The sequence below is a fragment of the Methylotenera sp. N17 genome (assembly GCF_000799155.1).
Taxonomy (GTDB): domain Bacteria; phylum Pseudomonadota; class Gammaproteobacteria; order Burkholderiales; family Methylophilaceae; genus Methylophilus.
In genome coordinates, this window is record NZ_JUGE01000001.1 from 890,782 (window position 1) to 903,353 (window position 12,572).

12 protein-coding genes are annotated in these 12,572 nt (G+C 44.7%); 7 read left to right on the forward strand and 5 right to left on the reverse strand.

Annotated elements, in window-relative coordinates; translation table 11 throughout:
* Positions 1–12 precede the first annotated feature (12 nt).
* Genes bamA through rnhB form a run of 7 tightly spaced genes read left to right on the forward strand, consistent with a single transcriptional unit; the run spans position 13 to position 7,041 of the window.
* Positions 13–2,322 (forward strand): outer membrane protein assembly factor BamA, encoded by a 2,310-nt coding sequence (gene bamA, locus FG11_RS04290; protein ID WP_047533354.1) that lies wholly within the window; start codon positions 13–15, stop codon positions 2,320–2,322.
* A 47-nt stretch (positions 2,323–2,369) separates the two neighbouring features.
* Positions 2,370–2,873 (forward strand): OmpH family outer membrane protein, encoded by a 504-nt coding sequence (locus FG11_RS04295; RefSeq protein ID WP_020181861.1) that lies wholly within the window; start codon positions 2,370–2,372, stop codon positions 2,871–2,873.
* Positions 2,874–2,899: 26 nt separating this feature from the next.
* Positions 2,900–3,931: a UDP-3-O-(3-hydroxymyristoyl)glucosamine N-acyltransferase gene (gene lpxD, locus FG11_RS04300; protein WP_081978226.1), complete on the forward strand. Its 1,032-nt coding sequence runs from the start codon at positions 2,900–2,902 to the stop codon at positions 3,929–3,931.
* Between the two features lie 19 nt (positions 3,932–3,950).
* The gene (gene fabZ / locus FG11_RS04305; protein WP_025224203.1) at positions 3,951–4,415 is read left to right on the forward strand and encodes a 3-hydroxyacyl-ACP dehydratase FabZ; all 465 of its coding nucleotides are present in this window, start codon (positions 3,951–3,953) and stop codon (positions 4,413–4,415) included.
* Between the two features lie 60 nt (positions 4,416–4,475).
* A complete protein-coding gene (lpxA, locus tag FG11_RS04310) occupies positions 4,476–5,255 on the forward strand; it encodes an acyl-ACP--UDP-N-acetylglucosamine O-acyltransferase (RefSeq protein WP_047533361.1) in 780 nt (259 codons plus the stop codon).
* Between the two features lie 17 nt (positions 5,256–5,272).
* On the forward strand, positions 5,273–6,439 hold the full coding sequence (gene lpxB, locus FG11_RS04315; protein ID WP_047533364.1) for a lipid-A-disaccharide synthase: 1,167 nt from the start codon (positions 5,273–5,275) through the stop codon (positions 6,437–6,439).
* Positions 6,436–7,041 (forward strand): ribonuclease HII, encoded by a 606-nt coding sequence (gene rnhB, locus FG11_RS04320; RefSeq protein WP_047533367.1) that lies wholly within the window; start codon positions 6,436–6,438, stop codon positions 7,039–7,041. The genes lpxB and rnhB overlap by 4 nt, the downstream gene beginning before the upstream one ends.
* Here rnhB and FG11_RS04325 read toward each other — a convergent pair.
* From FG11_RS04325 to oadA, 5 genes are all read right to left on the reverse strand, one after another.
* Entirely contained in the window at positions 7,030–7,740 is a 711-nt protein-coding gene (locus FG11_RS04325; RefSeq protein WP_026361683.1) for an SAM-dependent methyltransferase, read from the reverse strand. The genes rnhB and FG11_RS04325 overlap by 12 nt on opposite strands.
* Before the next feature lie 19 nt (positions 7,741–7,759).
* Positions 7,760–9,223: a DUF4139 domain-containing protein gene (locus tag FG11_RS04330; protein ID WP_088177896.1), complete on the reverse strand. Its 1,464-nt coding sequence runs from the start codon at positions 9,221–9,223 to the stop codon at positions 7,760–7,762.
* A gap of 14 nt (positions 9,224–9,237) precedes the next feature.
* Complete coding sequence (locus tag FG11_RS04335) at positions 9,238–9,975, reverse strand: hypothetical protein (protein ID WP_047533369.1); 738 nt, start codon at positions 9,973–9,975, stop codon at positions 9,238–9,240.
* A gap of 117 nt (positions 9,976–10,092) precedes the next feature.
* Positions 10,093–10,674, reverse strand: a complete 582-nt coding sequence (locus FG11_RS04340; RefSeq protein WP_047533372.1) for a Maf family protein — start codon at positions 10,672–10,674, stop codon at positions 10,093–10,095.
* A gap of 51 nt (positions 10,675–10,725) precedes the next feature.
* Complete coding sequence (gene oadA, locus FG11_RS04345; RefSeq protein WP_020181871.1) at positions 10,726–12,564, reverse strand: sodium-extruding oxaloacetate decarboxylase subunit alpha; 1,839 nt, start codon at positions 12,562–12,564, stop codon at positions 10,726–10,728.
* Positions 12,565–12,572: the final 8 nt, after the last annotated feature.

The window sequence follows — 12,572 nt, forward strand, 5'->3', positions numbered from 1 at the left end:
AGAAGCAAAGTAATGAAATTAAAACCAAAAATCATTTCAGCATTGATGTTTGCTTTATTAAGCAACTCCGCTTTGGCGATAGAGCCTTTTGTCATTAAAGATATTCGGGTAGAAGGCTTGCAACGTACAGAAGCTGGCACGGTATTTAACTATTTGCCTATGCAAGTGGGTGATGTGATGAGCGATGAAAAAGCCACACAAGCCATTAAGTCTTTATATGGTACGGGCTTTTTTAAAGATGTCCGCGTTGAGGCTGAAGGTGATGTACTGGTCGTGACTGTGCAAGAGCGTGCTTCTGTTGCGCAGATTGACTTTAGCGGCAATAAATCATTTCCTTCCGACAAAATGAAAGATGGTTTGAAGCAAATCGGCATTTCTGAAGGCCAGATTTTCGATAAATCCCAATTGGATCGTGCCGAGCAGGAAATCAAACGCCAGTATTTGTCGCAAGGTAAATACGGCGCATCTGTCAAAACAGTGGTCAGCCCGTTAGAGCGTAATCGTGTCGCCGTGAAGTTTGAAATTGAGGAGGGTGCGGTTGCCAAAATTCGTGATATCAATATTGTTGGCAACCAAGCATTCACCACCGAAGATTTACGCGCAGAGTTTTTGCTGACTACACCTAACTGGATGAGTTGGTGGAATAAAGATGACCAATACTCCAAACAAAAATTAACCGCTGACCTAGAAACACTCAAGTCTTTCTATATGAATCAGGGTTACCTTGAGTTTGCGATTGATTCAACGCAGGTGTCTATTTCTCCTGATAAACAAGACATTTATATTACAGTCAATATCACTGAGGGTGAAAAATACACCATTAGCGATGTGAAGCTTGCAGGTGATTTACAAGTGCCTGAAGCTGACTTGACCAAGCTCATTACAATTCATAAGGGCGATGTGTTTAATCGCCAACTGGTATCAGAAGCCAGCAAAGCGTTAGGTGACCGACTCAGTGAAGATGGCTATGCGTTTTCAAACGTCAATGCCATTCCGGAAATCAACAAAGAAAATCACACGGCAGCATTTACATTCTTTGTCGACCCTGGACGTAAAGTCTATATTAGACGCATTAACCTGACTGGGAATACACGTACACGGGATTCTGTATTGCGTCGTGAAATGCGTCAATTAGAGTCGGCTTGGTATGCAGGTGACAAAATTAAACGTTCAAAAGAACGTCTGGATCGTTTGCAATACTTTGATAGCGTAGAACTTGAGACGCCAGCAGTACCAGGTACAAATGACCAAGTAGACTTGAATGTGAATGTGGCTGAAAAGGCGACTGGCAGTGTTCAGTTTGGTGCGGGTCTGTCCAGTAACGAAGGCGTGGTATTAGGCTTCAATATTAACCAGCCTAACTTTTTGGGTACGGGTAACCGTGTCGCCACGCAAATCAACACCAGTAAAGTCAATACGGTATATTCACTTTCATTCACGGATCCTTACTTTACACCAGATGGTATCAGTCGCGGTTTTGATGTGTATCGTCGTGACGTAGACACAGATACTAGTCAGACGAGCCAGCTGGGTTCTTATCAAAGCTCATCTTACGGCTTCGGCGTACGCTTTGGTTTACCACTGACTGAGCGTGACTTTTTATCCGCTGGTATTACCGCTGACTTTACCCAAATTGATTTGAATAGCAGTAGCCCAGTTCAATATATTAATTTCTGCGGTAACACCAGTGGTTGTGATAGTAACTCGGTGCAATTGTCTGCAGGCTGGACCTATGATTCGCGCGATAATATCTTGTTCCCAAGTAAAGGTGTTTTACAGAAACTGACGGCAGAAGTGGCAATACCCGGCCTTGATTTGCAGTACTACAAACTTAACTATCAGCACGCATGGTATAAAGATCTAGGCAGTTCCTTCACACTCATGTTGAATGGTGAACTCGGTTATGGCGACACCTATGGCGGTAAGAAATACCCATTCTTTAAAAACTACTATTTAGGTGGCGTGAACTCATTACGTGGCTTCCAGAATGGTTCACTTGGCCCGCGTGATATTGATCCTACGACGGGACAGGAGTTCTCCGTGGGAGGTACCAAACGCGTGCTTGGTAACGTAGAGTTATTTATGCCCGTACCTTTGATTAAAGACACTAAGCAGTTTAGATTGAGTGCCTTCTTGGATGGCGGTGGTGTGTATGCTGGGTCGGAATCTATCAATGCCGATGCATTGCGGTTTTCAGCAGGTGTAGGTGTCACTTGGGTATCACCGTTTGGTCCGCTAAAGCTAATTTTAGCCAAGCCGCTGAATGATAAAGAGGGTGACGATACACAAGTGTTACAATTCCAATTAGGGCAGCAGTTTTAATTCGGCCGTGAATCCTATAAGATGAATGGATATCCAAGGAGTATTGATTGAAGCAATTTTTTGTATCGTTAACTGTTGTATTAGGGGTGGTGTTAAGCGCGACTGTTAGCGCAGCAGAACTCAAAATAGGATATGTGCAGGTCGATAAATTGCTGCAAGAAGCTCCGCAAACTGCAGAAAGTGGTAAAAAGCTCGAGAAAGAGTTCAGCCCGCGTTCACAAGAATTAGATCGCTTGCAAAAGCAAATTCGAGATTTAGAAGCTACCTTAGACAAAGACCGGTTGACGACCACAGATACTGAACGTCGTAACCGTGAGCGCGATGCTTCTAATCTCAAATTAGAATTTCAACGTAAACAACGTGAGCTCAGAGAAGACATTAATCTCAGAAAAAATGAAGAGCTAGCTGTGCTGCAAGACCGTATCAATAAAGCAGTTACGTCAGTGGCCGAAACAGATAATTTTGATTTGGTCGTGTACGGCGGCGTAGCCTATGCCAGTAAGAAAATAGACATTACCGATAAAGTACTTAAGCTTTTAGGTAAGAAGTAGCATCTCACGCGTGCTAGGGTGAGATGATGCTGACGATTGCCGCAATTATAAACACGCTGGGGGGTGAGGTGTCTGGGGATGCTTCCACGCCAATCGATCGTGTTGGTTCACTGGGCTATGCACAGGTTGGTGCAATCGGTTTCTTTATGGATACCAAGTACTTAAACGCACTTACGCAAACGCAAGCGAGTGCCGTGATTCTTAAGCCAGAACATACGCATTTAACAGCACTTCCTAAAATCATTACCGACAATCCTTACGCTTATTTTGCTAAGGTTTCTTCGTTGCTTAATCCTCAACCACAACGTGTTGCTGGCATTCATCAGAGTGTCGTGATTGGAGAGCATACACAAATTGACCCAAGTGTGTCGATTGAAGCAAATGCGGTGATTGCTGATCACGTGACGCTGGGGGCAGATGTTTTTGTAGGTGCTGGCTGTGTCATCGAACACCATGTGGTGATTGAAGCGGGAACAGTGCTTGAGCCCAATGTCACCATTAAGCACGGCACTAAAATTGGCAAGCACTGTCATTTATATACGGGTTGTGTGATTGGTAACGATGGCTTTGGTTATGCAGAAGAAAATGGTCGCTGGGTAAAAATTCCTCAAGTCGGTCGTGTGGTGATTGAAGATCATGTCGATGTTGGCGCAAACACCACTGTGGATAGAGGTGCGATTGACGATACCGTGATTGAAGAGGGTGTAAAGTTGGACAACCTGATTCAGATTGCCCACAACTGCAGAATAGGCGCACATACGGTGATTGCTGGTTGCGTGGGTATTGCAGGTAGTGCCATTATTGGCAAGCATTGCAAAATTGGTGGTGCTGCCATGATACTTGGACATTTAACGATTACGGATGGCGTTACTATTTCGCCTGGCAGCATGATTATGCGTTCGATTCGCCAAGTTGGAACCTATACTGCGCTCATGCCGTTCCAAGAACATGAGGCGTGGCTGAAAACCGCCGCAAATATTCGCCACTTGAACCAATTAACAGATAAAATAAAAGCTTTAGAAGATGCTATTCATCAAATAAGTCATCAAGCAAAATAATCAGAGTTAGAGAGTCGCTATGTCAGAAAATGCAATAAACAGTATGGATATCCACGAAATATTGGATCATTTACCGCATCGTTATCCTTTTGTATTGATAGACCGTGTGCTCTCGATGGAAATTGGTAAAGAAATCACAGCGCTCAAAAATGTGACCGTAAACGAACCGTTCTTTCCCGGACATTTTCCTTATCACCCGGTAATGCCTGGCGTGTTAATTGTAGAGGCGATGGCGCAAGCTGCTGCAGTACTTTCATTTAAAACCATGGGTACCAAGCCCAATAATGATTCTGTGTACTATTTTGCGGGAATCGACAGTGCAAGATTTAAAAAACCAGTGTCTCCTGGCGATCAAATTATTCTCAATGTAAAAATTGATCGTATTTTAAAAGGCATTTGGAAATACACTGGAGTTGCAACTGTGGATGGTACAGTGGTTGCTGAAGCCAGCATGATGTGTATCCTGAAGGCCATCGAAAAGTAATTGTGTGGCTGCTAACCGCCAGCCTAGTATCTAACCACTCAAGTAAACAAAGATTAGTGTATGACAACAAAAATTCATCCGACGGCAATCATTGACCATAAGGCGGAGCTTGATTCAAGTGTTGAAATTGGTGCATACACTACGGTAGGCGCGGGTGTGCGCGTGGGAGCGGATACACGCATTGGCAGTCATGTTGTGCTTGAAGGCCCAACGACTATTGGCAAGAGCAATCAGATTTTCCAGTTTTCCTCTTTAGGTGCACAACCACAAGATAAAAAATACCGTGATGAGCCAACAACCCTAGAGATTGGTGATAACAATACGATTCGCGAGTTCTGTACGTTTAATCGGGGCACCATTCAAGACAAAGGCACCACCAAGATTGGTAACGATAACTGGATTATGGCTTATGTGCATATTGCGCATGACTGTGTGATTGGCAACAATACCATCATGGCCAATAATTCTTCGTTGGCAGGGCATGTGGATATCCATGATTTTGCAATTTTAGGTGGGTTTACTTTAATCCATCAGTTTTGCAAAGTGGGTGCTCATGTCATTACCGCGGTAGGTTCTGTGGTGTTTAAGGATATTCCGCCTTATGTTACAGCGTCTGGCTACGATGCGCAGCCGCATGGCATCAATTCCGAAGGTTTAAAGCGTCGCGGCTTTAGCCCGGAAAGTATTTTAGAAATTAAACGCGCTTATAAAGTGTTGTATCGTAATAGTCTTACATTAGAAGAAGCTAAACTAGAGTTAGCCAGCATGAAGGGAAGATGTTCAGAAATCGGTTTGCTTACTGATTTTCTTGATATATCTACACGCGGTATTATCCGCTAGATTACTTAAAGTATCGTATGTCAAAAACCGCACCCAAAGTGGCCATAGTGGCCGGGGAAGCCTCAGGGGATTTATTGGGCTTTCATTTGATTCAAGCGTTGCAATCCGAGCGAAGTGATATTGCCTTTCTAGGCATTGCCGGGCCCAAAATGATTAGTTTGGGTGCGCAATCCTTGTTTCCCATGGAAAAGCTTTCTGTGCGCGGCTATGTTGAAGTCATACGCCATTTGTACGGACTACTCAAACTACGTAAGCAGTTGCTAAAACAATTACTAGAAGCTAAGCCTGACGTATTTGTCGGGATTGATGCGCCAGATTTTAACTTTTGGCTAGAGCGTAAATTAAAAGCCAAAGGCATCCCAACCATTCACTACGTGAGTCCCTCTATTTGGGCATGGCGTAAGGGGCGTATACATAAAATCAAGCGTGCGGTCTCGCATATGCTTGCATTATTTCCTTTTGAGGCACCTATCTACGAGCAAGTGAATATACCGGTCACTTATGTGGGGCATCCTCTGGCCGATGTGTTGCCAATGGAACCCGATGTTGACAAAGTACGTGAGACGCTGAAAATTCATGCCAATACCATTGTGGTGGCCATGCTGCCTGGTAGTCGTCAATCTGAGGTCACACAGCATGCGCAGCTGTTTGTGGATACCGCGCAGATTATTCAACATGAATACGCAGACACGACACAGGTGGTTTTTTTAGTGCCGCTCATTACACGCGAAACGCGCGAGATTTTTGAGAGGGCAATTCATGCCGCCTATCTTTTGCAACCTGAGATGGTGTTGAATATGCAAATAATGTTTGGCCATGCGCACGATGCAATGGAAGCCGCAGATGTCGTGATTGTGGCTTCTGGTACCGCAACATTAGAAGCAGCCTTGCTTAAAAAACCGATGGTCATTACCTATAAAATGCCATTTTTGAGTTGGCAAATTCTCAAGCGTATGCAATATCTTCCCTATGTAGGGTTGCCCAATATCCTTGCAGGTAAGTTCTTAGTGCCAGAGCTCTTACAACATGAGGCAACGCCACAGAACGTGGCTGATGCAACCTTGCGTTTACTCAGTGATAAAACCTATTTGCAAACGTTAAAAGATGCATTTAGCCATATCCATCAGGGTTTAAAGCAAAATAGTGCGAAAAAAGCAGCCCAAACTGTACTCAGCTATTTATGATCGTGGCACCCTATATCTGCGGCGTAGATGAGGCAGGCCGTGGCCCTTTGGCAGGTGCTGTCTATGCAGCGGCTGTAATACTCGATCCTTCACGCCCTATTGAAGGTCTGGCCGACTCTAAGAAATTGACCGAAAAAAAGCGAGATGCGCTTGCCATAGAAATTAAAGCGCACGCCCTGGCATGGTCTATTGCCAGTAGCTCGGTGGAAGAAATTGACCGGATTAATATACTGCAAGCCAGCTTGCTTGCTATGCAACGCGCCGTGACGCAATTGCAAGCTGAGTTTCAACATGCATTAGCCGGTATTGAAATATTGGTGCAGGTTGATGGCAACAAGTGCCCAACATTGAACCTACCTTGCGAGGCGATTGTGAAGGGGGATAGTAAAGTCCAAGCAATCTCTGCTGCTTCTATTTTGGCAAAAACTGCGCGTGATGCAGAGCTTTATTTGTTGGATCAACAATACCCTATGTATGGCTTTGCGCAGCATAAAGGCTACCCGACAGCAGCACATATGACCTTATTGCAACAACATGGTGTCTCGCCTGTGCATCGCCGTAGCTACGCCCCAGTGAGGGCGTTGTTATCGCTAGGCCAGTAGTAAAAACACTGTAGGCTTTTTATGCAAATCCGGCAGTGGGGTTTGTTTCCACTTGGCTACGGTTTTGGTCAGAATCAATTCATCCGCTAGGCTTACATTGCACGCCACACACAGTCTGGTTTCCGCATGGCAATGTGCCAAAATGTCTTCGAGCATGTGCTGGTTACGGTAGGGCGTCTCAATAAACATCTGGGTTTCGTGCATGGCTTTTGAGCGTTTTTCAATGTCTTTTAATTGCTGTATACGTGCCGCTTTATCGCTGGGTAGATAGCCTAAAAAGGTGAAGCGTTGCCCATTCAGGCCGCTCCCCATCAACCCAAGTAGAATAGCGCTAGGGCCAACAAGTGGCACGACTCGAATCCCTTTTTGATGCGCAAGCCAAGCAAGTGATGCCCCAGGGTCAGCAATGCCAGGGCATCCCGCTTCACTCATGAGTCCAACATCCACGCCAGCTATTAACTCTGTCAATAACGCAGCTAGCTCTTTCTCTGCGGTGTGAGTGTTCAGTGTTTTAAAGGTAATGTCGCGGATGGGTGTTGGGTGCTGAATCTTAGACAGAAAATGGCGTGCAGTTTTTTCATTTTCTACAATAAATGTATCAAGTGTGCGAATACGCGCCAATACTTCAGTGGGAAGCACATGTGCGACTAAATCATCCCCAAGGGTGACCGGAATAAAATACAGAGTGCCTGATTTCACTTGTGGTAGAGAGTGGTGATTAGTATTTGACTTGGGCGCGATAGCTGAGTGTGGTACTGCCCTCAGCTGGCACTTCTATTTGCCAAATAGCCAGTTGGCTATTGGCTTTGCGGTGCGGCGCACTTTCACTCAGGATTTTCCAATCGCCAGAAATGGGTTCTTGAACACTGACCACCACTTTTTCTTTTTTGGCATTTTTGAGCGTGATTTCGTATGCGCTTTCAAACGCATTGATGCCCTTAGTTGGCTTTGGCAGCACTTTAAATTGGGTTTGTTTTTTATCTGCCGTCACATCAAAAGCATCGCCAAGTTTTAAGCGCACCGTTTCATTTTTGGGCGTGTGGTCAATGGTATCTTCACCCACAAATTGTGCATTACCGGCATTGTCTTTTTTATACACGCGTAAAATACCTTTGGGCAAAGGCAAGCCAAGTTGCGCACGCTCTGTATTGTCAAACTCAACAAATACGCCCACTTTCATTTTGGTACCAATTTCGCCATATTGGCCTTGGTAATAGTAGTCAGCACCTTTTAACACCAGCTCTTTACGTGCAGGAATGTGCTGAGCGCTTAATAAGGCTACTTGTTTGGTTTGGTTATCGGCAATCGTAGTGGCGCGATCTAGCGTGTATAAATGATATTCCAACAGCGATTCCTCTTGCATAGGCATAGCGGCCTCTGCCATGGCCATATCACTGCGCATGGTTTTTACCATGGGTCTGCCTTGTGGATGTACACGATTAACATCACCTGCAACCAGTTGCAGTTTTGCATGTTGATACGTTGCGCCACTGGTGTTGGATAGTGTGACCCAGCCGGATAAATCAATACTGTCTTCTTTTGCATTCAACTCGGCTACGTAGTCTGCTTTCCAGCCCAAGCCGCCAGTTAAATAGCTGAGTTCCACAGTTTGTAGCTGCGCTACTTTGTTGTTAATCACTGTGGTGAGAGTGGGGCGGTCACGCAAGTTGGCAGGAATCGTGTCAAACACAATTTTCCCGTTAAGTGACCCGTTAAACGGACCGGTTTCAATACGATTGCCGATCTTGAGTACCACGCCGTTATTGGCAGAAAGTACGGTAGCTACCTCGTTAGTTTCTACACCAGTTGCCGGATTACTTTTTAATAGATTGACGGTTTTACCCACATATTTTTCTAATAATTTTTCTGGAGTGAGTAAGTCAAAATCGAAATTTTGCTCTAATACACTAATGCTGCCCACTGCATTGATGCTTTTAAATAAGGCTGTTTCCGGACGAATTTGTGCACTGACGTCGCGTAAAGCAATCGTTTGTATGCCTTTGCTGAGTTTGATGGCGCGTGTGTCTTTTACCAGTGCGAGATCATTGTTATAGATAGTAATGGCAAGCGACTGTTGGTCTTTGGCCAAACTTAACAGTTCGTTACTATCTTCAGCGGCAGTGAGGGAAGTCACAAATAGGGGTGAGAACAAAAATAAAGTTAAATATTTTGGAATATGCATTTATCTCATCTGTATCAGTGTGTGCGGTGAGAAAGCTTGAATCGAATAGCCACAATGGCAAGCGCTAAACCTAGTAATAAGTACACGGCTTTCGGTACGGGTACGTTGGATATTGGATTGGAAGGACCACCGTTGCCTGGCTCATAAGGTGGAGGTGGTGGACCAGGAGGTCCAGGGTCTTTTGGTTCTTCAATAGGTTTGTGAGGGCCGAGTGGTTGATCTTTCTCGAAATACGGCGTCTTAGGAGGGTATCGTTGATCGTTAGGTGACCCTACAATAAAAAGAGGGTCTTTAATGTCCTCTGGCACTTGGTCAATAACAAAGGTTTGAGCGTTAGTGTCACTCGTGGTACTAGGGTCGCTTAGCTGAGCAACGTGAATAGGTGATTTACGCTCTTCATTGACTTCTTTTACGACTGTTGGATTGGTTAAATCGCTAATCATCTGCTTATAGCGTTGAAAATAGTCGCCCTTGTTGGCAAATTTATTTTGTAAAAAAGCTAAGTCTAATGCGGTTGGTGAACTGCCTTTGCGTGTCGGGTCTGTGGCAAACGGGTTGTCACGTAATGACTCAAGAAATGCGAGCCATTTTTTTAATTTTTCGTTATCAGAGTAGGGGGATTGTGTATCACAGTTGATTAAACAAGGACGTTCTTTGAATAGCATGTCATGAAAAGCAGCATAACCAAGCAATGTGATCAGAGCTGGTAGTAAAAACATGAACACTTTAATTGTTTTTTTCTGTGTAGACATATAGTTAGCTTTTTAATGAAGGCTAATAATCAAATATGAATTGCATAATACGCTATATATTGGAATTTTTACAGCACCTACAACTATATATTGTAATTTTTTTAATTAAACGTTTAATTAAACGATAGTGACGCCCTCATTGGAAAACATAGTAATCAGCTTAATTAATGGCAAGCCAACCAATGCGTTGGGGTCTTCGCCTAACATTCTTTCAATCAACACAATGCCCAAGCCTTCGGATTTGGCGCTGCCGGCACATTGGTAGGGTTGATCTTTTGCCAGATAGTTTTCGATGGCCTCGTCAGAGTAATTTCTAAACTTGACCAAAGTAGGCACCACTTCGGATTGTATATTGCCGGTGGCCGCGTTTAGCAAGCAAAGTGCACTGTAGAAAGTGACTTCACGGCCGCGCATCAATTGTAATTGCTTGGTAGCATTTTGATGATTAAGCGGTTTGCCTAAAACGGTATTGTCCAATGTGGCGACTTGGTCACAGCCAATGACCAATGCATGCGGGTATTCATCCGCTACTATTTTCGCTTTTTCTTCAGATAATCTTAATGCCGTTTGATGTGGCTTTTCATCTGGATAAGGCGTTTCGTCAATTTTTGGGGAAACACAGCTAAATTGTACTTGTAGCTTTTGTAGCAGCTCGCGCCGATACACTGAGGATGAAGCGAGGATGATGGTTTGTTTCATAAGCGAGATACAGTAAGACCTGCCATGTGGTTCACTGGCAGGTCTCGCTGATTAGTCAGGCTGAATTTCAAGTAAAGACTCATCCGGTGTCACGGTGTCGCCTTTAGCGACATGTACGGCAACCACTGTACCTGTTTTAGACGCTTGAATTTCATTTTCCATTTTCATTGCCTCAATCACCAGCACGCCGTCACCCGCTTTCACTTTATCGCCCACATTGACCTTTACTGCGACAATAGTGCCCGGCATGGCGGTAGTGACACAGCCCGCATGGTGTGGGCGAGGGCGGCCACTACTGGTAACAGATGCAGTTTTTTTCTTGGCAGTAGATTTGCCGCCTGACACTTCTACTTCGCTCAGTGTTTCTACAATGACCTCTTCGGCAATACCATCCACAGAAACGTAGAATGGACGTTGCTCTTCACCGGCATGACCACTTCCAGTGAGCTTAATGTGGAAAGTCTCGCCATGTAAGGTCACTTTAAATTCGTTTGGTGCGTAGCGCGCAGATGAAGTATTCACAGCTTCTTTGGTGAGCAGTGCTTCTGGTTTTAATGAGCCGGCATTGCGCTCTTGCAAGAATGTTTTACCAATGTCCGGGAACATGGCATAGGTCAGTACATCCTCATCATTTTGCGCAATACGATCTGCTTCTGCTTGCAGTTTTGCCATTTCTGGTTCTAGCAAGTCAGCCGGTCTGCAAGTGATGACTTTACCATCACCCACTGCCAGTTTTTTTACTTCCGCATTGACGGTAGAGGGTGCTTTGCCGTATTGGCCTAAGAAGTAATTTTTTACTTCATTGGTAATGGACTTATAGCGGCCCCCAGTCATTACATTAAGCACTGCTTGCGTACCAACGATTTGTGAAGTTGGTGTGACCAAAGGCGGGTAACCCAAATCTTCGCGCACACGTGGGATCTCTGCTAACACTGCATCCATTTTGTCCAGCGCGCCTTGTTCTTTCAGTTGGTTGGATAGGTTGGAAATCATGCCGCCAGGCACTTGGTTCACCAATACACGTGTATCCACACCGGTAAATGCGCTTTCAAATTGCCAGTACTTCTGACGTACGTCTTTAAAGTATGCGGTAATTTCTTGAAGCTTAGCCAAATCAAGGCCAGTGTCGTATTCGGTACCTTTTAGTGCAGCCACCATACTCTCTGTCGTTGGGTGGCTAGCACCTTCAGAGAATGAAGAGTTACAGGTGTCGATAATATCCACACCATTTTCCACACTCTTGAGCATCACCATGCTAGCCAGACCAGACGTTGCATGACTATGCATGTGAACTGGTAAACTAACTGCTGATTTAAGCGCTTTTACTAAGTCACCGGCAATCGTCGGCGTGAGTAATCCGGCCATGTCTTTAATACCAATACTGTCGCAGCCCATGTTTTCCAATGTTTTGGCCATGTCTACAAAGTAGGCGATGTCATGTACAGGACTGGTGGTATAAGAGAGAGTGCCAATGGCGTGTTTTTTTACTTTTTTAACCGCTTCAATTGAAGTTTGTAGGTTGCGTACATCATTGAGTGCATCAAAAATACGGAATACATCAACACCAGCATTGGCCGCTTGTTTTACAAATGCGTGCACCACATCGTCAGAGTAATGGCGATAGCCCAGTAAATTTTGGCCACGCAACAACATGTTAATTTGGCTGTTTGGTAACCCTTTACGTAGCTTTTTTAAGCGCTCCCATGGGTCTTCTTTTAAAAACCTGACGCAAGCATCAAAAGTGGCGCCGCCCCATGCTTCTAATGACCAGAAGCCTACGGCATCTAATTGTGGGCAAATAGGTAGCATATCCTCAGTGCGCATGCGTGTTGCGATTAGAGATTGATGACCATCGCGTAAAACCAATTCGGTGATATGTATTTTGCTCATAATTTTTT

Coding starts and splice junctions, on each gene's coding strand:
- fabZ (WP_025224203.1), top strand. CDS start 3,951: ATGTCAGAAAATGCAATAAACAGTATGGATATCCACGAAATATTGGAT.
- rnhB (WP_047533367.1), top strand. CDS start 6,436: ATGATCGTGGCACCCTATATCTGCGGCGTAGATGAGGCAGGCCGTGGC.
- FG11_RS04330 (WP_088177896.1), bottom strand. CDS start 9,223: ATGCATATTCCAAAATATTTAACTTTATTTTTGTTCTCACCCCTATTT.
- bamA (WP_047533354.1), top strand. CDS start 13: ATGAAATTAAAACCAAAAATCATTTCAGCATTGATGTTTGCTTTATTA.
- FG11_RS04335 (WP_047533369.1), bottom strand. CDS start 9,975: ATGTCTACACAGAAAAAAACAATTAAAGTGTTCATGTTTTTACTACCA.
- lpxD (WP_081978226.1), top strand. CDS start 2,900: ATGCTGACGATTGCCGCAATTATAAACACGCTGGGGGGTGAGGTGTCT.
- lpxA (WP_047533361.1), top strand. CDS start 4,476: ATGACAACAAAAATTCATCCGACGGCAATCATTGACCATAAGGCGGAG.
- lpxB (WP_047533364.1), top strand. CDS start 5,273: ATGTCAAAAACCGCACCCAAAGTGGCCATAGTGGCCGGGGAAGCCTCA.
- oadA (WP_020181871.1), bottom strand. CDS start 12,564: ATGAGCAAAATACATATCACCGAATTGGTTTTACGCGATGGTCATCAA.
- FG11_RS04340 (WP_047533372.1), bottom strand. CDS start 10,674: ATGAAACAAACCATCATCCTCGCTTCATCCTCAGTGTATCGGCGCGAG.